The sequence below is a fragment of the Larkinella ripae genome (assembly GCF_054780775.1).
In genome coordinates, this window is record NZ_BAAGVR010000001.1 from 749,548 (window position 1) to 768,457 (window position 18,910).

Genomic DNA, 18,910 nt, shown 5'->3' on the forward strand with positions numbered 1-18,910 from the left:
CGTCCTGCACTGGTTGTATTAAAAAAGGAGCACTTGAAAGTGCTCCTTTTTTGTTGGAAGGGAGGCCATTTTCGCCCTTCTTTTGCTGGTTTCCCTAATCCTGCCGAACGGTGCTGGACCCCGACAGCCGGGATTTCAGTTCGGGAGCGCCCCGGTAGCGCACGCTGCTGGCGCCACTGGCGTTCACATCGAGTCGTTTCGTTACGCGCACGCGAGCCGTGCTGGCGCCCGACAAATCCAGCTCGGCTTCAGCGACGGCGTATTCGTACGCTTCCAGTCTGCTGGCGCCGGACAAATCGCCGTACAGCCATCCGCTGGCTCCTTTCAGATCCAGATCCGAGGCACCCGACAAATCAAGGTTCGTGCGGTCGGCGTCGACATCAAACGTCGAACGCGAAGCACCCGAGAGCTTAATATCCAGTTCGCGCAGGCCCTGAAATCCAACCACTTCGGAGCGGGAAGCCCCGGAAAAATCGACGGCACGGAGCGTTGGCATCGTGATGGTGATGTTCATGTCGTACCGGCGGCTCCGCAGGTTGTTGCGGTATTTGGCGTAGAGCGTTCCGTTGCGGGTGTAAATATCCAGATCGTCCAGATCCCGGCGGTTTCCGCGGGCTTCAACGCTGAAGGTACCGCCCTCTTCAACGATGACCGTGAAAGCGCTGCCCATGTCGAGCCGGTCGAAGTTGGTCAGGCCGTACGATCGTTCGTCTTCTTCGTAGGGACCAACCCGCTCAAAGTCGCAGGAAGAGAGTGCGACCAGGGCAAAAATCAAAAAGGCGGAAAGAATGGAGGTAATTTTCATGGCTGTCATAGCAAGTTGTGACTGTATCTGTTGTTTGATGCTGCTATGACCCGCGTACCAAACCGCACCCCTACGCCGGTTTCAACTTTTTTCCGAAAATGAAAAACCGGCGGATTTGTGGAGACTAGTGTGTGGTTTGATTTCAAAAAACAAACCGGCCACAGGGTAGCCGGTTTGAACCATTAACGTGTATGTACTCCTGGCGGGCAACCTCCTCTGTTGCCTCAGTCCTCAGTAGGACGAAACCCCAGCCGGAAAGTCACTCTGAATCAGGAAAATAGACTTGAGCGATCCCTGCGCTCTGGCCAGGGCCCTGGCGGGTTCAACGGGCCGGCCAGCGTTTATTCCATCAGCCAGATCCGGTCGGTTTCGGTACCCTGTTCGGTCCACTCGACCAGGACGCGCTGCGACTCCAGCGTGTTGACCCGCTTGCCGATGTAATCCGGCTTAATGGGCAAATCCCGGTTGTAGCGCCGATCGACCAGCACCAGCAATTCCACCGACTGCGGGCGTCCGAAAGCCGTCATGGCGTCCATGGCCGCCCGGACCATCCGGCCCGTGGCAATCACATCATCAACCAGAATCACCTTTTTATTTTCAATCAGGAAGGGCACATACGTATTGTTGGGGCGCAAAGGCATTTCGCGCCGACGAAAATCATCCCGGTAAAAGGTGGCATCCAAAAAGCCCAGTGGAATTTCTTTCTGCAGGGTCTGATTGAGCTCAGCCACCACCCGTTTCGCAAAATAAATCCCCCGCGGCTGCATCCCTAATACCACTGTATCCGTAAAATCCTGGTGATTCTCAATCAGTTCCTGACACAAGCGACTGATTACGATCTCCAGCAACGGGCTGGCGAGAATAAGGCGTTTTTGATTCATGAACGAAAGATAAGGGGCGGTTTTCAGTTTTCGGTTTTCGGAGAATGTTTTTTGTTGATTTGTTTCTGCGAACTTTGCGAGCGGTAATGATCGACAGACAACTCAAAACGATCTCTATGAAATTTCTAATCGCCGGGCTCGGCAACATTGGCCCGGAATATGCGCTGACTCGTCACAACGCCGGTTTTATGGTGGTGGATCGCCTGGCGGCTCAACACGGTTTTTCGTTTTCCCTGAACCGGCTGGCTTACACCGCGGAATGGCGTCACAAAGGAAAAATCATCTACCTGATCAAACCCACCACGTACATGAACCTGAGTGGGCGGGCCGTTAGCTCGTATTTAAAGCAATTCAATGTCCCCATCGAAAATTTTCTGGTTATAACCGATGATAAAGACCTGCCATTTGGTAAACTGCGCCTGAAACCCAAAGGCTCGGCGGGAGGTCACAACGGACTGCGGAGCATCGACGACGTGCTGGGCACTCAGGAGTACGCCCGGTTGCGGTTTGGTATTGGCAATGATTTTTCGAAAGGCCGGCAGGTTGATTTTGTTCTGGGCACCTTCCCAAACGAAGAAATGGAGCAATTGCCGCAGCATCTCGACCGGGCGGGCGACGCTACCCTCAGTTTTTGCACTTCTGGCTTACAGCACACGATGAATTTTTTCAACCAATAATAGAATTATTTAAAGATTTTTTCAGTTTGCCAAATAAAAATTTCCTTTGGCAAAATTGTGCAAATTGTAGTATTTTGTTTTAAAATACCGCCAAAACGGCACACAGAAGGCATTATAACCTTCTACAAATCAATACCATAACCGCACAAGCTTCATATATAATTTAAAAATAAAATTTGTACTCTTAAAATTTATTGCGATATTTGCATTGTTCTTCAACAGCAGAACAATTGAACAAAATCAGGAAATTATCAGTTAGTTTAGAAAATTCTGATTTTGGTTCGTTACTTCTGAAAACCGGTTACGTCTTAAGGACAGTTGACACGAAAAAACAGAAGGTAAGATCTTAAAGAAGAAAAGGTTAAGGGTTTAGGAATAGTCAGTATAAAGCCTCTCGCAGTGATCGGGAGGCTTTATCTTTTTAGAAAAAGGAGAAAGGGCGGAGGGAACGAAAGGACGAGGGTAATCCCTTTTTCCTCTCGTTCCCTCCGCCCTTCTTTTAACTTACCGTTCCGCCATTCCAAACCGCCTTGTCCGGGCTGATCAGGGCGAGGCTGCCGTCGCGGTCTTCAGCCATCAGAATCATGCCCTGCGATTCGAGGCCCATCATTTTGCGGGGAGCCAGGTTCGCCAGAAACGTCACCTGCGTACCAATGAGTTTTTCGGGCTCAAAATGCTTTGCAATCCCGCTCAGAATCTGGCGCGGGCCGGTTCCATCGTCCACCTTCAGTTTCAGCAGTTTATCGCTCTTCGGCACCCGCTCGGCTTCCAGAATGGTTCCGATGCGAATGTCCATTTTCGCAAAATCGTCGTATTGAATCACCGGTTTAGCTTCCGGTACGGTTTTAACGGCCAGCTCGTTCATGCGTTTGGCGTCGTGCAGTTTAGTAATTTGTCCAGTAATGACCTCATCCTCCAGCTTCTCGAACAGCAAAACCGCTTCGCCCAGCTCGTGTCCCTGGGGCAACAGGTCCGGTTTTCCCGCGTTGATCCAGTGGAAGGCCGAGCCCGTGGCGTCCTCGGGTGTAATCTGATTGGCGTTCAGCAATTTCCGCAATTTCTCCGCCGTAAACGGCAGGAAGGGTTCGCAGACAACGCTGAGACTGGCCGAAATCTGCAGGGCAATATTCAGAATCGTATGGACGCGCAGCGCATCGGTTTTGGCCACTTTCCACGGTTCGGTTTCGGCCAGGTATTTGTTACCCAACCGGGCCAGATCCAGCAAATGATTCAGGGCTTCGCGAAACCGGTATTGCTCGATGGCCTGCCCGATGCGGTCCGGAAACTGCGCCAGTTCGTCCAGCACCGCCTGATCGGTTTCGGTCAAACCGTGTTTGGCCGGCACTTTCCCCTCGCAGAACTTCTGCGTCAGCACCATCGCCCGGTTCACAAAATTACCAAACACCCCAACCAGTTCGCTGTTGTTGCGGGTCTGAAAATCCTTCCACGTAAACTCGCTGTCCTTGGTTTCGGGCGCATTGGCCGCCAGCACGTAGCGCAGCACATCCTGTTTACCCGGCAATTCTTCCAGGTATTCGTGCAGCCAGACCGCCCAGTTCCGCGAAGTCGAAATTTTGTCGCCCTCCAGATTCATAAACTCGTTGGCGGGCACGTTATCGGCCAGAATGTAGGAGCCTTCGTGCATCAGCATCGCCGGGAAGATGATGCAGTGAAACACAATGTTGTCCTTTCCGATGAAATGCACCAGTTTCGTGTCCTTGTCGCGCCAGTACAGTTCCCAGTCGCGGCCCTGCTGTTCGGCCCATTCCTTCGTCATCGAAATGTACCCGATCGGCGCATCGAACCAGACGTACAGCACCTTGCCTTCCGTATCGGGCAGCGGCACCCGGATGCCCCAGTCGAGGTCACGGGTCATGGCGCGGGGTCGCAGCCCTTCTTTCAGCCACGACTGGCACTGACCCATCACGTTGGTTTTCCATTCGGGATGGGCGTTGATGTATTCTTCGATGCGCGGCTGCATCCGGTCGAGGGGCAGATACCAGTTTTTGGTGGCTTTCAAAACCGGCTTGGCACCCGACAGCATCGAACGGAGCGGTTCTTTCAACTCGGTCGGGCTGAGCGTCGAGCCGCAGCGTTCGCACTGGTCACCGTAGGCATTTTCGTTGCCGCAAACCGGGCATACGCCCACAATGTAGCGGTCGGCCAGAAATTGCTTGGCGGTTTCGTCGTAATACTGTTCCGTCACTTCTTCCGTAAAATCGCCGGAATTATACAAACTCGTGAAAAACTCCCGCGACGTCTCATGGTGAATTGGTTTCGAGGTTCGCGAGTACATATCGAACGAAATGCCGAACTCTTCAAACGACCGCTTGATCTGCACGTAATATTTATCCACCACCTGCTGCGGAGTAATGCCTTCTTTCTGAGCCCGGATGGTGATCGGGACGCCGTGTTCGTCGGTACCGCTGATGAAGGCCACGTCCTTGCCCGTTGCCCGGAGGTAACGCACGTAAATATCGGCGGGCAGGTAACAACCGGCGATGTGTCCGATGTGAATCGGGCCGTTGGCGTAAATCAGGGCCGCCGTGACGGTATAGCGTTGCGGGTTTTCTAGTGACATGATCGTCGGTTTACGGTTTTGGTAAACGGTTTTTGCCGGGCCGCCGTTTCGGTTTGCAGTCAGGATAAACAGAACCGGCAAATCGTATTCCTGAACACCTAATTTTGGCGCGAAATTAGCAAATCGGCTCTAAACGTTGTTATGTTTACAAAAATGCTCGACAACGGGCCGGTTATGGATAACAACATGGAAAGCACGAATAATTTCCTGAACAGGGTTGAAATCTTCTGAATGACTTCCTCACGACCTGATATCACCCTCATCACCGGCGCCAACGGCCTGATTGGCAGCCACATCGTCCGGCGGTACCTCGACGCGGGCCGGAACGTGGCCGCCCTGCGCCGGGCCGACAGCGATCTCCAGCTGCTGGATGACCTTAAAAACCGGGTCACCTGGCTCGAAGGCGACATTCTCGACATCCCGGCCCTGGAAGAAGCCATTCAAACCGTTCAGAAAAACGGCGTGGTGGACGTGGTGCACGTGGCCGCTATTGTTTCCTACCAGCCGAAAGACCGCAACCGCATGAACAAGGTAAACGTCGAAGGAACGGCCAACGTGGTCAACGTCTGCCTGGCGAAGGGCGTCCGGAAACTGGGCTACGTGAGTTCGGTGGCAGCCGTGGGCCGACCGACGATCAAAGGCGACAGCGACCACTCGCCCGTTGTGATCGACGAAGAACAGCGCTGGGAAGAATCGCCCCAGAATTCATTTTACGGCCAGACCAAATACCGGGCGGAGCTGGAAGTCTGGCGCGGCATTGCCGAAGGGCTGGACGCCGTGCTGGTCAATCCGTCGCTGGTGCTGGGCGAGGGCGACTGGACGCGCAGCAGCACGCAACTGTTCAAGTATGCCTACGACGAAAAACCGTTCTACCCCGCCGGCATTGTAAACCTGGTGGATGTGCAGGATGTGGCCGAAGCGGTTTTTCAACTGATGCAAAGTCCGATTACCGCCGAACGGTTTATTCTGAGTGCCGTCAGTCTGCCGTACAAGGAATTTCTGGACAAACTGGCGGGGGCATTCGGCCGAAAAAAACCGTCTTTTCGGGTTTCGCCCGGGCTGACCCGGTTGCTGTGGCCGCTCGAAGCCGTCCGCTCCTGGTTCACCGGGAAGGCCCCGCTGATCACCCGTGAAACCGCCCGCTCGGCTTCCGGGTCGTACCGCTACGACGGTCGGAAGATTGAAAAGGCGCTGCCGTTCCGGTACCGGAATATCGACGAAACGATTCAGCGAATTTGTATGTTCTTCAATCGTACCCACGGCCGGGCCGCGTAGGCTTTGGCGGTGTAAATTTGTTAAAATCCTGATCGCCAATTCCCGCCCAAAAAGGCCCAAAACCAGTGGGTACATTTTTTGCCGGAATACTTGCGAAATAGATTATTAGTTGTATATTTCTACTACATTTCCACGCCCGAGAGTGGTGTATAGTATATACGTAACCCCTGTACGATGTGAATATGGAGCAAGAGTTTGAGGAAAGAGAAAGCGAAATAAAGGCCTCATTACAGCGGTTTGAAAGTATGCTGGGAGGCACAGAAACCCAATTTTTCGACCTGGATGTTTATGAACAGATGGTCGAGCATTATATGGAAGAGGGCGATCTGGAAAAAGCCATGAAAGCCTGTGAAGCCGGACTCGGCAATTTCCCCTACTCGCTGGAATTGATGTTGGATAAGGCGCAGCTCCTGGCCACCAACGGCAAATTTGAACAGGCCCTGACCCTTCTTGATCGAGCCGCCCTTTACAATCCCAGTGACCCGGATATTCAGTATATGCAGGGAACCATCAGCAACCTGGCCGGTAATTACGAACAATCCGTCGAAATCCTGAGTGATTTGCTGGAAACCGCCGACGAAAAGGACGACATTTATTTTCAGATCGGGCAGACTTACCAGAATTGGGGAAAATACGAAGAGGCTATCGAGAACTACAAACGATCGATCAACCACAACATCAACAACGAGAATTCGCTTTACGAACTGGCGTTTTGCCTGGATCTGATTGGCGAACTGGAAAACAGCCTGGATTATTACCAGCAATTGATCGACCGCGACCCGTATTCGCACAATGCCTGGTATAACATCGGAATTGCCTACAGCAAACTGAATCGCTACAAGGAAGCCGCCGAAGCCTACGACTACGCGACGATTATCAAGGAAGATTTTGCGTCGGCGTATTTCAACCTGGGCAATACGTACATGAATTTGAACGAGTTTGCCAAGGCGGAAGAAGCGTACCGGAACACGTTGAAGTTTGAAGAAGCGACGCCCGAAACGTATTGCTACCTGGGCGCGAGCCTGGAGAAACAAAACCGCTTCGGCGAAGCCATCACGCGGTACCGCGAGGCCGTCCGGCTGGACAACCTGTGGGACGAGGGCTATTACGGCATCGGCGTGTGCCTGAGCGAATTGGGCAAATGGCACGAGTCCATTCCGTTTTTGCGGAAAGCCCTGAAACTCAACGAAAAGAACGCCGAATACTGGCTGGCGCTGGCCGAAACCGAATACAAACTGGGCAACGGCGTTTCGAGTCTGGAAGCGTTTGAAAAAGCCGTCGAGGCCGATCCGACCAACATCGATGTGTACCTGCAATGGTCGCTGGTGCTGTTCGATCAGGGCGATTTTGGCCGGGCCCACGAGATCATCGAGATGGGCATCGAGGAACTGCCGCAGGAAGCCGACCTGTATTACCGGGCGGTTATTTACCTGATTCACGGCGGGATGTACCGCGAGGCTCTGGTCAGCCTGGAAGCCGCCCTGACGCTCAATTACGACCTGCACGTTCAGTTGTTCGACTTCTTTCCGGAGCTGGAAAAACAGAAAGCGCTCTACAAGATTATCGAGCAATACCGCAAAAATTAAGCTTGAAATTACTGCCCAAAGCCGCTCGAACTGAGCGGCTTTTTTTACGGGCATAGTTTTTGCACTATTCTCCTAAACTATCAAGCCACCGTCCAGCGTTATGCAGAAAACGTTTTGTTCGATCCTCTTTTTCAGCCTTTTGATCGGTCTTACCTCCTCCTCTCCCACCCTGGCCCAAAACCGGCTCAAGCGAATTACCTACACCGACGGCAGCATCCGGCAGTTTTTTTACGACGTGAAAGGAAAGGTCACGAAAGAAGAATTTACCCGCGACCAGTCTCCGTTGAGCCAGATTCAGCACCAGTTTGCCACAACGGGTAAGCTGAAAGTGTATTCGATGCAGTATGAGCACCCCGAAGCGCCCTGGAATTACGGCTACTCGGAGCAGTACAACTACAGCCGCGAGGGCCGCCTGAACTCGAAAGAACGGTACGTTCTGCGCAAAGGAAGTTCGTCGGCCCAGCCCGACAAATCGCTTTTTTATTCAGACTCCCTGACCTACAACGCGGCCGGGCAGATCGTAGGCCGTCAGCGCTATACCTACGCGATTCGGGGCGAAACTGCCAATTCGCCCATTAACCTGACCAACCATAAGTACCAATACAACGCCCAGGGCAATCTGGCCGAAGAAACCGTGACCACCGTTCCGCTGCAACGCCACGCGGCCGCAACGTCCCAGACCCGCCGGATTGTGTACGAATACGACAACAAGCCCAATCCGTACCGCCTGCCCGATTACCCGATTTTCGATCAGGCGAGTTGGTCGAAAAACAATTGCGTCCGGGCTACCACCTACCTGACCGAAGCCGGCAAACAAACCAAACCGTTCGTCAATGAATACCGGTACGTATACGACAACAACCTGCCGGTCAGACGGGTACAGGCCGAAAACGCGACGGTGCTGGAGCAGTACGAATACGAAACCTACTAAAACCGGTGGTCATTCCGCCGGATGCTGCGCCCGCTTTTTCAGGTCGTAGGTGTGCGCGGGAAACACCATCAGCACCTCGTTTTCGTCGAACGCTTTTTTGACGGCCTTGATGGCTTCGCTCAACGATTTGGCGGCATCGGCTTTGGCCGGATCAATCCAGAACCAGACCAGAAACTGAACCATTTCCAGCGAAACGCCTTTGTAGTGCATCTCCACGGGTTTGTCTTTCCGGATAAACGGCAGGTTTCTGACGGCGCTGATGGCCACCTGCTGCGCCTTGTCCAAGTCGTCGAGGTGCGAAACGCCCGCTGCGAACTCGATGCGCCGGCCCCCCGAGCGCGAAAAATTGATGATCGGTTTCTGAAAAACGTCTTTGCTCGGAATCTCGATGGTTTGCCCGGCGCCGTTGTCCAGCACAATGGACCGCAGCTTGATACTAACCACCCGGCCCTGAAAACCGTTGGTGTCCACCACGTCGCCCACCTGAATCGGCCGCTGAAGCGCAATAATCGTTCCCGAAATAAAATTGGCGGTCAGATCCTGAAAGGCAAAACCGATGGCCAGGGCCAGCACCCCCGCTCCGGCCAGCAGCGAAGCCACGGTTTTTTCCAGCCCCAGGATGTCCAGCGCAATGAATAACCCGAGGGTCATCATGAGCAACTGTGCCACCGTTCCGGTCAGGTTGATGAGCGACAGGTTATCGCTGAAACGGTCGAAACCGCGCACCACCAGCCGCCGGAAATAGCGGGAAATAAAATTAAAGAGAACAATGACCAGCAGCGCCACCACCAGATTCGGCATCAGCACCAGGGCGGTTTTGCCCCAGCCTTCCAGCCGTCCGAAGATCAGTTGCGCGACTTCCCGCAGGTTGAACATACACTAATTAAGGATAGTAGAATTACAGCATTGCCGGCGCGACTCTGGATTTGCCGGCTAAGACCGGAGCCGGGCCGTCAACTGCTCCGCCCGAATCCCGTAAGCACACTGAAAATGACCCAACGGACACGCCTTTCGTCCGTGTAAACCGCAGGGACGGCAGTCAAGGATTTCCTCAATTTCGACCCGGTGCGAATCGTCGGCCAGCGGACCAAAACCAAACTGCGGCACGGTGGAGCAGAAAATAGCCGTCGTTGGGGCATTAACCGCCGACGCCAGGTGCAGCGGGGCGGAATCGTTGACGTAATTCATGTCGGCCCCTTCCATCAAAGCCGCCGACGCCAGCAACGACAGCTCCCCGGCCAGATTCACCAGTTGCTGGCTTCCCACGCCCCGCCGAATCCGCTCGATGGCTTCCCGATCCTGGGGAGCGCCGAGCAGATAAACCGTCAAATGAGCCGGTATTTGTTGCAAAAACTCAATCCATTTGTCTTCCGGGTACTGCTTGGTAAACCAGACCGAGGTAGGTGCCAGACAAATGTAGGGCCCGCGCTGATACGGTTTTACCTGCTCGACATCGCCGGCCGACGGATACAGCCGGGGCCGGAACACGGATCGGTTCGTAAACCAGCTAACCAGCTCCGTGTTTCGGTCCGTTTCGTGAATATCCGGCGCGATTCGGTGCTCGACGCGGTGCGTAAAAAACCGGGAGAAAGGGTTTTTGCTAAACCCGGCGGTTTCCGTAGCCTGCGACAAAGCCGTCAGCAATCCCGTTGCCCCAAACCGTTGCAGGTTAATAATTTTGTCGTACCGGCGCGGGCGGATCAGGCGCAGCAACCGGAGCAGATCGCGGTACTTACCGTTTTTCTTATCCCAGATCAGCACCTCGTTCAGATGCGGGTGATTTTTCAGCAGGCCTTCGTTGCCTTTCCGGAGCAAAAAGTCGATGTTGGCATCCGGAAAATGGGAATGGAGTTTTTCCACCAGCGAAGTCGCCAGAATGACATCGCCGATGAAAGCGGTTTGGATAATCAAAAACCGTTGCGGGTGGTTCATTGGGCAAGTTTCGGGAACACGGCGCAGGGAAACAAGTTTATCGTTCGTTCAAATCGATAAACTGGCCACCGATTGCTTCTTCGTTACCGGATCATGAATTTTCTTTGACTAAATTTAGTTCTTAATTTTATACCTGCAACTCCGTACCGCAAAAACCCCAAACCGGCCGGATGGTAAGCTGACCCTGCGCTTCAAAACGGGGTTGAAAACGAATGGAAGAATACGAACTCTATACTTTACCGAACGGAATCCGGATTGTTCATAAACAAGTACCGCATACCCAGATTGCTCATTGTGGCATCATGCTCGACATCGGGAGCCGCGACGAATTACCGCAGCAGGAAGGCCTGGCCCACTTCTGGGAACACATGGCGTTCAAGGGCACCAAAAAGCGCAAATCCTTTCACATCATCAACCGGCTCGAAACCGTCGGGGGCGAACTGAACGCCTACACGACCAAGGAAAAAGTCTGCTTTCACGCGTCGGTGCTGGGCCTGCACTTTGAAAAAGCGACCGAACTGCTGGCCGACATTGCCTTCCACTCGGTTTTTCCCGAAAAGCAGATCGAGAAAGAACGCAGCGTGATTCTGGAAGAAATGGCGATGTATTACGACTCGCCCGAAGATGCGCTGCAGGACGATTTCGATCAGGTGGTGTTCAAAAATCACCCGCTGGGCGGCAACATCCTCGGCACGCCCGAAACCGTCCGCTCGTTTACGCGCGAACAGCTTCAGCAGTTTATTGGCGAAAACCTGGACACCGAGCGCGTCGTGTTTGCGTCGGTCAGCAACTGGCCGTTCAGCAAAATAAAAAAAATTGCCACCAAGTACCTCAGCGACATTCCGCACCGGATCACCGAACGGAAACGACTGGCACCCGAACATTACGAACCGCAACGGCTGACCGTCGAACGGCCCATTACGCAGGCGCAATGCGCCATTGGCCGCCCGTCGTACGCCCTGACCGACGCGCGCCGGCTGCCGTTTTTCATGCTGACGAACCTGCTCGGCGGCCCCGGCATGAACTCCCGGCTGAACATGAACCTGCGCGAGAAATACGGTTTGGTCTACTCCATCGAAGCCAGTTACACGCCCTTTCTGGACACCGGTTTTCTGGGAATTTACTTCGGCACCGACCAGAAACACCTCGACCGCAGCATCACGCTGATTAGCCGGGAGATGAAAGCCTTGCGCGAAAAACCGCTCACGAAACTTCAACTTCACAACACCAAGGAACAGTTGATGGGGCAACTGGCGATGTCGGAAGAAAGCAACCAGAGTTTGATGCTCACGATGGCCAAAAGCATTCTGGACACGGGCAAACTGGATTCGCTGGACGAAATTTTCCGGGAAATCCGCCAGGTCGATGCCGGTTTGTTGCAGGAGCTGGCGCACGATATGTTTGAAGAAAACCGCCTGAGCCACCTGATTTTCGTGCCGGAACCGGACGAAGATGCGTAATTTCTCGTGATTTCTCCACCTGAATCCGGTTCGTCGGCCCGCGAACAAAATACGACGGTTGCATTCCCGTTAACAGAATAATCGTATTTTTACAAAACCGCCGGTTGCACGTTGAGCGACCGAAAGCAACCCCCGTAAACAGGCATGGATTTTTTGCCACCTGATATTTCAGCCTATTCCGAAGCGCATACCTCCCCCGAGAGCGAGTTACTGCGCCAGCTTAACCGGAATACCCACGCCCGGATGCTTTATCCGCGCATGTTGTCGGGGCACTTGCAGGGTCGAACGCTGGCCCTGCTTTCCCGGATGCTCCGCCCCCGCCGGATTCTCGAAATCGGCACGTTCACCGGGTATTCGGCGCTCTGCCTGGCCGAAGGACTAACTGACGACGGCCGGTTGATCACCCTCGAAAAAGACGATGAGCTGGAAGAATTTGCCCGCTCGTACTGGAATCAGTCGCCGGTTGGTTCTAAAATCGACCTGCGGGTCGGTTTTGCGCCCGACTTGATTCCGACGCTGGACGGCCCCTTCGATCTGGTTTTTATCGATGCCGACAAAGAAAATTATAGTTTGTATTACGACCTGGTTTTCGACAAAGTCCGGACCGGTGGCATCATTTTAGCTGATAATGTGCTGTGGAGCGGAAAGGTGGTAAAACCGGCCGGTGCCGGAAAAACGGCCGCCGAACGCCGGGCCGATAAAGACACCCAGGCCGTGCGCGATTTTAACCGCAAAGTAAGTGACGATCCGCGGGTTGAGCAGGTTTTGCTGCCGGTTCGGGATGGATTAATGATGATTTACAAACACTAATAACGTATGAAAAAGAGGTTATCGACTCTCTCCCTAGTCCTTTTCTTTTCCTATTCTCTCCTTCCTCCCGGAAGCGCCCAAACGCCTGTCGATGTTCCCTCTTCCATCCGTTTTGCCGACCTCGACGTTCGTTTTGACGACGGCGCCCGGCGCATCATCAAACAGGATATTACGGCCCTGGTGCAGTCCAACAAAAAATACTGGGAAGCTAAGCTCGACCGCGTGGTGTTGTATTTTCCGCTCATCGAATCCATTTTGATCGAAGAAGAAGTGCCGGTCGATCTGAAGTATCTGGCGGTTCAGGAAAGTTCGCTGACGCCCGATGCGGTTTCGGCTTCGACGGCCGTGGGGTACTGGCAGTTCAAGAAAGAAACCGCCACCGACCACGGCATGCGCGTCGATGACGAAGTTGACGAACGCAAGAGCATTGTGGCTTCCACGCACGGCGCGGCCCGCTATTTCAAGCGCAACAACGCGGTTTACAACAACTGGGTTTCGTCGCTGTTTTCCTACTACCTCGGCACCACCGGCATCAGCAAAATCGTTCCGGCGGACTGGGCTTACGCCAGGGAAGTTACCCTGAACGACAAAACCGACCGCTACATCCTCCGCTTTTTTGCCCACAAAATAGCCTTTGAAACCGTGTTGCCCGCCTACCGCAGCGCAAATGCCGTGGCCCTCGTCGAATATCCCTACGGCAGCGGAAAAACCGTCTCGAAAGTATCGGCCGATCTGAGCATCGACGAAGTCGAAATTCGGAAATACAACCGCTGGATTCTGGGCGACGATATTCCATCCGACAAGGAATACGTGCTGGCCATTCCGGCAACGGGTGAACAGGTGGCGGCTCTTCGGCGGCAGGTCGCGCAGGCCAAACCGTTCGTCAGTCAGACCCCGGCCAAAGCGCCCGCATACGCCAAAAAAGACACCGGTTTTCCGATTTTGCGGAAAGTCAACTACTCGAAAGGCAAACCGGATGTTGTTCTTTACGAAATCAACGGGCTGCCCGGTATTCAGGCCTTGGCGGGCGACAACGCATCGACGCTGGCCCGCAAAGCCCGGATCAGCCTGTCCAGCTTTCTGCGGTATAACGACATGAGCGACCGCGATCCAGTGACGGAAAATGAAGTGTACTACCTGTCGAAAAAAATGCGGAAAGCGGTGGTGCCCCACCACACGGTTCTGGTGGGCGAAACCGCCCGGAGCATCTCCCAGATGTATGGCATCCGGCTGAAAAAACTCCTGCGTTACAATCGCATCGACCGCTCGGATCGCTTGCAGGTGGGCCGCGTGATGTGGCTGCGCGAACGCCGTCCGGGCAATCGTCCGGTGGAAATTATCAAAACGCCGTCGGCACCGGCTCCCGCATCCCGCCCAATTGCGTCTCCGTCCACAACCGCCCCCAGCGAAAACCGGGTTAGTCAGTCTACGGCCGCCGATCGGCCGGCCAACAGCATTCCGCGCAACGCGTCGGAACGTAAATTGTATTCGCCGAAGTTAGTGGAATCGAAAGATTCGCCCGCGCCCGTGAGCTCGAACAGCCCGGATTCCCGAATGGCCACGACGACGCCCGCACCCGCCAGCCGCCCGGCGGAGAGCACCACCAGCCCCGTTACCAAACCGCCGGTTTCAACGCCGACCAGTACGCCCACCGTCAGCAGCCCGAATGCCGGCTCCACCCAGCGGGTCGTAATTGTTCGTCCGGAAGGCTCCGGAAGTTCGTCCAGCTCGGATTGGGACGCCACGCCCATGCGGAACACAACCGCTCCGGCGAACCGACCTGCCGAGCGCAAACCCGCAGATTCGGGTTTCAGCAATGCCCCGGTCACGGCCAGCGCCAAACGTCCGGTTTCCGAACCATCGGCGGAAGGATCGGCACCCGTAACCCGCTCGGCGCCAGCCGCTACCACAACATCCCGGGGGAACAATGCCCGCTCGTTAACGCACAAAGTAGAACCGGGGCAAACGTATTACAGCATTTCCCGGCTGTACAGCGTATCGGTCGATGAGCTGTTGCAATGGAACAACCTGACGCAAAATGACAAACTGTCGGTGGGTCAATCGCTGGTGATCAAAGGAGCCGGCGATGGCTCTAAACCCGCGTCGGTCAGTTCGTCCAGCCGTCCGACCAACGACCCGCTGGTGACCGAAGAGATCGAGTATCACACGGTTCAGAAGGGCGAAACCCTGTTCCGGATTTCAAAACAGTACGGCGTGACGGTCGAACAGATCCAGACCTGGAACCAGCTTTCGTCGGGCGGTGTTAGTGTGGGTCAGCAATTGAAAATTATCAAGAAATAAGCCAGGAATGATACTCATTGACAATACCTGCATCAGCGATGATGTGGCCGAGAAATTTTTTGTTTGCAACCTCGAAAAATGCAAAGGTGCCTGCTGCGTCGAAGGGGACATGGGTGCTCCGCTGGAACAATCGGAACTGGCCGTGTTGGATGAGATTTATCCGCTGGTAAAACCGTATTTGCTCCCCGAAGGCGTTAAAGCCATTGAAAAACAGGGCCTGTACGAATCCGACGGCGACGACGGTTTTGTGACGACCACCATCAACGGACGCGAATGTGTTTTTGCCAACTACGACCAGCGCGGAATTCTGAAATGCGGTATTGAGGCCGCCTACAACGACGGCAAAGTGGATTTCAAGAAACCTATTTCCTGCCACCTTTACCCAATCCGGATTACCAAATACGAGAGCTTCCACGCCCTCAACTACGACCGTTGGCCCATTTGCAGCCCGGCCTGCGGTTTTGGCGAACAATTGGGGGTCCAGGTTTACAAGTTTCTGAAAGAACCGCTTATTCGGATGTACGGCCCGGACTGGTACGGCGAGTTGGTCAACGAAATTGAAAATAAGTAAGCGGAGTGACCGATGGCCCAGCGTGAGTACTTCGAGGATGTCTACGACGTGGTCCGGCTTATTCCGCCGGGGCGCGTCACCACCTACGGTGCCATTGCCCGCTACCTGAGTCTGCGGGCGGGCGCGCGTATGGTCGGCTGGGCCATGAATGCCGCCCACGGCCACGACGTTCCGGCGCACCGCGTTGTCAACCGCATCGGCGTTTTATCGGGCAAGCATTTTTTCGGAACCCCAACGGCCATGCAGGAGTTGCTGGCGGCTGAAGGAGTTGGGGTGAAAGACGACCGCGTGGAGCATTTCGACCAGGTGCTCTGGGACCCCACGACGGAATTACAATAGGCGGTTTTTTAAAGCAGCTTGGACCAGCGCAGACTGGGCACTTCCAGAAAACAGGCCTGCATGCTGATGACCAGATGATTATAATCATCCATCAGATTCGGTTTTTGCAAATACCCGTTGGCCCCCAGTCCATACGCCCGCTGCACCAGATCTTCCTCGATGGAAGTCGATAGCATCACCGTCGGAATATGTTTTAGCGACGGATTGGTTTTAATCGCTTCCAGCACTTCAATGCCGCTCATCCGGTGCATGTTGACATCCAGAATAATCAGTCCGCACTGGCTTACTTTTTCAGACGCTTCCTCGCCGTTAAGCAGGCTGTTCATCAATTGATCCCCGTCCTCAAACTGGCTAACCTGGTATTTGGCCCCCACGTTTTGGAAGGCGCGAAGAATAAACTGACGATCATCTTCATCATCGTCCACGATGAAAACCGATATTTTGCGTTGAAGGGAAGGTGAATTCAGAAACCGGGCCGATTGTGGCATTAGTGTAATAATCAGTTCAGGATGAGGGTATAATCTTTTACCTAAAAGCGTTTTGTGCTGAATTTATACCGTCCAGTCTACCAGCATTAAAACCAGGTAATCAACACAAAACAGCTTTTTTTTCTGTCAGTATTCCACAGGATTAACAGGGAGTAAAACCGTCTTTTACGGACGATTAAAAATACAACTATTTCCTCATTTTACAAATTATTCAGGTACTTCTGCCCGCCCAAATAACGCATTTGGCGGCTAATCTGGCGGGTCCGTCGCTGGGTATAAGCAGACGGTTTTTTGATCGAAAACAAGCGGGGGTTGGGGAGCACGGCCGCGATCCGGGCGGCCTCCGTTCGGGAAAGCGTTTTGGCCGAATGTCCGTAATACCGCCGGGAAGCGGCTTCGACCCCGAAGGTCAGCGGACCGGTTTCGGCCACATTCAGGTATACTTCCAGAATGCGTTCTTTTCCCCAGATCAATTCAATCAGAAACGTGAAGTAAACTTCCAGTCCTTTGCGCAGGTAACTCCGGCCATTCCACAGAAAAACGTTCTTGGCCACCTGTTGCGAGATCGTGCTGGCTCCGCGTGGACGTTTGCGGTTTTTGTTTTCCTTGATGGCGTCCTGAATCTCGTCAAAATCAAACCCCCAGTGGAGGGGAAACGCCTGATCCTCCGAAGCGATAACCGCCAGGGCGGCTTCTTTGGAGATGTTTTCGTAGGGCGTCCAATCCTTGTAAAGCTGGCTATTCTGGTCTTCACCAACGGCTTCCATCTTCCGGGAGATCATCAGGGGCGTAAACGTAACCGGCAGGTATTTCAGCAAAATCACCCAGCCGAACGAGGTCAGAAACAGCAGGGTAATCAATTTGACAACCAGACGAATGGCCCGCTCCAGCCACGGACGCTGGCGGAGGGCGGAACCGACGCGCGGAGACCGGCCCGAACGGGATGAAACCGACTGAGGAGTTGACGAGCGCAAACGATTAACGGGACGGGGCGTACTCATTAAACGCAAAACTAGTGATAAATGGTGAATGATGGCATGAAGTTATCATTCATCTGCGCGCGGGAGTCGTCATAACGCATCATGTACGAAAAGATCACTGGCTACGCGGTCGGCGAAGAGCTTCCCGGCTTCGGTTAACGTTAGCGTACGGTTTTTAAGCGTGAGCCAGCCCGCTTTGTATAATTTTTGCAATTCAGTACGCTGAAGCTGCTCAAAATCGGTGCCGGCCAGCGCCGTCAGGGCCGGCACCTCGCAGCCCCAGGTGGTCCGGAGGCCAGTCAGCAGGTATTCGTTGACCCGGTCGGCCCGCGATAGTTCCTCCACCGTTGCCGGAACGGCCCCTTCGCCGAGGGACTGAACGTACCGCGAATTATTGGAAATGTTATACTGGCGGCTGTGGCCGTTAAACGAGTGGGCGCTCGGCCCAATCCCCAGGTAAGGATGCTGTTTCCAGTAACTGCTGTTGTGTTTTGCTTCCCAGCCCGGGCGGGCAAAGTTCGAAATTTCGTATTGGTCGTATCCGCTCGCCTTCAGCGTCTGCACCAGACAGGCAAACTGTTCGGCCGCAAAGTCGTCGTCGGCGGCCTGAAACCGACCTTTTTTCGACCAGTTGCCCAAAACCGTACCCGGCTCCACCGTCAGGCAATACGCCGAAAGGTGCGGCACCCCGAGCGAAACCGCCTTTTCCAGATCCGTCTGCCAAAGCTGGTGGTTTTCGGCCGGAATACCGTAAATCAGATCAATCGTCAGGTTGTCGAATCCGGCTTCCTGCGCCAGCCGCACGCAGGTTTCAGCTTCGGCGGCCGAATGAGCCCGGTTCATCATCCGGAGAGTGGGCTCGTGAAACGACTGAATGCCAATGCTTAAGCGATTGACGTATTGCCGGAACATCCGGAGTGGCGCCCCTGGGTCGGTCGGCGGCCCAACCAGATCGTCGGGATTGGCTTCGAGCGTAATTTCCGCATCCGGCGCCACCGTATAATACCGGTGAATGGTGTCAAAAAGCCGGGTCAATTCGCTTTCGGTCAGCAGGGAAGGCGTGCCGCCACCCAGGTAAATGGTTTCCAGATGACGGTTGGGGAGGTACTCTTTTTGCAGCTCGATTTCCCGGCAGAGCGCATCGACCAGGGCGGTTTTCTGCTTCAGATTAGTACTGAAATGAAAGTCGCAGTAATGGCAGGCTTGTTTGCAGAACGGGATATGAACATACAGATGCATCGGGAAAAGTACAAATCCTGGGTCGATCCAGTTCCCGGCAGCCCGGTTAAACGG

At 54.2% G+C, this 18,910-nt stretch carries 17 protein-coding genes; 9 read left to right on the forward strand and 8 right to left on the reverse strand.

Going from position 1 to position 18,910, the window contains the following annotated elements:
- Positions 1 to 94: 94 nt before the first annotated feature.
- Positions 95 to 805, reverse strand: coding sequence for a head GIN domain-containing protein (locus ACYVHX_RS03150; protein WP_460670135.1), 711 nt, complete (start codon positions 803 to 805; stop codon positions 95 to 97).
- A gap of 341 nt (positions 806 to 1,146) precedes the next feature.
- Positions 1,147 to 1,686 (reverse strand): bifunctional pyr operon transcriptional regulator/uracil phosphoribosyltransferase PyrR, encoded by a 540-nt coding sequence (gene pyrR / locus ACYVHX_RS03155; RefSeq protein WP_460670136.1) that lies wholly within the window; start codon positions 1,684 to 1,686, stop codon positions 1,147 to 1,149.
- A gap of 116 nt (positions 1,687 to 1,802) precedes the next feature.
- Between pyrR and pth the strand changes: the two genes are divergently transcribed.
- Entirely contained in the window at positions 1,803 to 2,363 is a 561-nt protein-coding gene (pth, locus tag ACYVHX_RS03160; protein ID WP_460670137.1) for an aminoacyl-tRNA hydrolase, read from the forward strand.
- Positions 2,364 to 2,862: 499 nt separating this feature from the next.
- Here pth and metG read toward each other — a convergent pair whose 3' ends face one another.
- Positions 2,863 to 4,944 carry a methionine--tRNA ligase gene (gene metG, locus ACYVHX_RS03165; RefSeq protein WP_460670138.1) on the reverse strand — a complete coding sequence of 694 codons (2,082 nt, stop codon included), beginning with the start codon at positions 4,942 to 4,944 and terminating at the stop codon, positions 2,863 to 2,865.
- A gap of 231 nt (positions 4,945 to 5,175) precedes the next feature.
- Here metG and ACYVHX_RS03170 point away from each other — a divergent pair, with 231 nt between their 5' ends.
- The 3 genes from ACYVHX_RS03170 to ACYVHX_RS03180 all read left to right on the forward strand — a co-directional run bounded on the left by ACYVHX_RS03170 (position 5,176) and on the right by ACYVHX_RS03180 (position 8,736).
- Complete coding sequence (locus ACYVHX_RS03170; protein ID WP_460670139.1) at positions 5,176 to 6,219, forward strand: SDR family NAD(P)-dependent oxidoreductase; 1,044 nt, start codon at positions 5,176 to 5,178, stop codon at positions 6,217 to 6,219.
- Between the two features lie 182 nt (positions 6,220 to 6,401).
- Positions 6,402 to 7,805 (forward strand): tetratricopeptide repeat protein, encoded by a 1,404-nt coding sequence (locus tag ACYVHX_RS03175; RefSeq protein ID WP_460670419.1) that lies wholly within the window; start codon positions 6,402 to 6,404, stop codon positions 7,803 to 7,805.
- A gap of 100 nt (positions 7,806 to 7,905) precedes the next feature.
- Positions 7,906 to 8,736, forward strand: coding sequence for a hypothetical protein (locus ACYVHX_RS03180; RefSeq protein ID WP_460670140.1), 831 nt, complete (start codon positions 7,906 to 7,908; stop codon positions 8,734 to 8,736).
- Positions 8,737 to 8,745: 9 nt separating this feature from the next.
- On the opposite strand, the gene ACYVHX_RS03185 is transcribed toward ACYVHX_RS03180, so the two are convergent.
- The gene (locus ACYVHX_RS03185) at positions 8,746 to 9,612 is read right to left on the reverse strand and encodes a mechanosensitive ion channel family protein (RefSeq protein WP_460670141.1); all 867 of its coding nucleotides are present in this window, start codon (positions 9,610 to 9,612) and stop codon (positions 8,746 to 8,748) included.
- Between the two features lie 57 nt (positions 9,613 to 9,669).
- Positions 9,670 to 10,668, reverse strand: coding sequence for a glycosyltransferase family 9 protein (locus ACYVHX_RS03190; protein WP_460670142.1), 999 nt, complete (start codon positions 10,666 to 10,668; stop codon positions 9,670 to 9,672).
- A 212-nt stretch (positions 10,669 to 10,880) separates the two neighbouring features.
- Between ACYVHX_RS03190 and ACYVHX_RS03195 the strand changes: the two genes are divergently transcribed.
- The 5 genes from ACYVHX_RS03195 (at position 10,881) to ACYVHX_RS03215 (ending at position 16,149) form a co-directional block, all read left to right on the forward strand.
- A complete protein-coding gene (locus ACYVHX_RS03195; protein WP_460670143.1) occupies positions 10,881 to 12,128 on the forward strand; it encodes a M16 family metallopeptidase in 1,248 nt (415 codons plus the stop codon).
- A 144-nt stretch (positions 12,129 to 12,272) separates the two neighbouring features.
- Entirely contained in the window at positions 12,273 to 12,938 is a 666-nt protein-coding gene (locus tag ACYVHX_RS03200; RefSeq protein ID WP_460670144.1) for an O-methyltransferase, read from the forward strand.
- A 6-nt stretch (positions 12,939 to 12,944) separates the two neighbouring features.
- A complete protein-coding gene (locus ACYVHX_RS03205; RefSeq protein ID WP_460670145.1) occupies positions 12,945 to 15,239 on the forward strand; it encodes a LysM peptidoglycan-binding domain-containing protein in 2,295 nt (764 codons plus the stop codon).
- A gap of 7 nt (positions 15,240 to 15,246) precedes the next feature.
- Entirely contained in the window at positions 15,247 to 15,810 is a 564-nt protein-coding gene (locus ACYVHX_RS03210; protein WP_460670146.1) for a DUF3109 family protein, read from the forward strand.
- Between the two features lie 12 nt (positions 15,811 to 15,822).
- Positions 15,823 to 16,149, forward strand: coding sequence for an MGMT family protein (locus ACYVHX_RS03215; RefSeq protein WP_460670147.1), 327 nt, complete (start codon positions 15,823 to 15,825; stop codon positions 16,147 to 16,149).
- Positions 16,150 to 16,157: 8 nt separating this feature from the next.
- On the opposite strand, the gene ACYVHX_RS03220 is transcribed toward ACYVHX_RS03215, so the two are convergent.
- The 3 genes from ACYVHX_RS03220 to hemW all read right to left on the reverse strand — a co-directional run bounded on the left by ACYVHX_RS03220 (position 16,158) and on the right by hemW (position 18,856).
- Positions 16,158 to 16,637, reverse strand: coding sequence for a response regulator (locus ACYVHX_RS03220; protein WP_460670148.1), 480 nt, complete (start codon positions 16,635 to 16,637; stop codon positions 16,158 to 16,160).
- Positions 16,638 to 16,837: 200 nt separating this feature from the next.
- The gene (mtgA, locus tag ACYVHX_RS03225) at positions 16,838 to 17,638 is read right to left on the reverse strand and encodes a monofunctional biosynthetic peptidoglycan transglycosylase (RefSeq protein WP_460670149.1); all 801 of its coding nucleotides are present in this window, start codon (positions 17,636 to 17,638) and stop codon (positions 16,838 to 16,840) included.
- A gap of 69 nt (positions 17,639 to 17,707) precedes the next feature.
- Positions 17,708 to 18,856, reverse strand: coding sequence for a radical SAM family heme chaperone HemW (gene hemW, locus ACYVHX_RS03230; RefSeq protein WP_460670150.1), 1,149 nt, complete (start codon positions 18,854 to 18,856; stop codon positions 17,708 to 17,710).
- Positions 18,857 to 18,910 lie beyond the last annotated feature (54 nt).

Coding starts and splice junctions, on each gene's coding strand:
- ACYVHX_RS03220 (WP_460670148.1), bottom strand. CDS start 16,637: ATGCCACAATCGGCCCGGTTTCTGAATTCACCTTCCCTTCAACGCAAA.
- pyrR (WP_460670136.1), bottom strand. CDS start 1,686: ATGAATCAAAAACGCCTTATTCTCGCCAGCCCGTTGCTGGAGATCGTA.
- ACYVHX_RS03195 (WP_460670143.1), top strand. CDS start 10,881: ATGGAAGAATACGAACTCTATACTTTACCGAACGGAATCCGGATTGTT.
- ACYVHX_RS03200 (WP_460670144.1), top strand. CDS start 12,273: ATGGATTTTTTGCCACCTGATATTTCAGCCTATTCCGAAGCGCATACC.
- ACYVHX_RS03190 (WP_460670142.1), bottom strand. CDS start 10,668: ATGAACCACCCGCAACGGTTTTTGATTATCCAAACCGCTTTCATCGGC.
- ACYVHX_RS03210 (WP_460670146.1), top strand. CDS start 15,247: ATGATACTCATTGACAATACCTGCATCAGCGATGATGTGGCCGAGAAA.
- pth (WP_460670137.1), top strand. CDS start 1,803: ATGAAATTTCTAATCGCCGGGCTCGGCAACATTGGCCCGGAATATGCG.
- hemW (WP_460670150.1), bottom strand. CDS start 18,856: ATGCATCTGTATGTTCATATCCCGTTCTGCAAACAAGCCTGCCATTAC.
- ACYVHX_RS03205 (WP_460670145.1), top strand. CDS start 12,945: ATGAAAAAGAGGTTATCGACTCTCTCCCTAGTCCTTTTCTTTTCCTAT.
- metG (WP_460670138.1), bottom strand. CDS start 4,944: ATGTCACTAGAAAACCCGCAACGCTATACCGTCACGGCGGCCCTGATT.
- ACYVHX_RS03170 (WP_460670139.1), top strand. CDS start 5,176: ATGACTTCCTCACGACCTGATATCACCCTCATCACCGGCGCCAACGGC.
- ACYVHX_RS03175 (WP_460670419.1), top strand. CDS start 6,402: ATGGAGCAAGAGTTTGAGGAAAGAGAAAGCGAAATAAAGGCCTCATTA.
- mtgA (WP_460670149.1), bottom strand. CDS start 17,638: ATGAGTACGCCCCGTCCCGTTAATCGTTTGCGCTCGTCAACTCCTCAG.
- ACYVHX_RS03150 (WP_460670135.1), bottom strand. CDS start 805: ATGAAAATTACCTCCATTCTTTCCGCCTTTTTGATTTTTGCCCTGGTC.
- ACYVHX_RS03180 (WP_460670140.1), top strand. CDS start 7,906: ATGCAGAAAACGTTTTGTTCGATCCTCTTTTTCAGCCTTTTGATCGGT.
- ACYVHX_RS03215 (WP_460670147.1), top strand. CDS start 15,823: ATGGCCCAGCGTGAGTACTTCGAGGATGTCTACGACGTGGTCCGGCTT.
- ACYVHX_RS03185 (WP_460670141.1), bottom strand. CDS start 9,612: ATGTTCAACCTGCGGGAAGTCGCGCAACTGATCTTCGGACGGCTGGAA.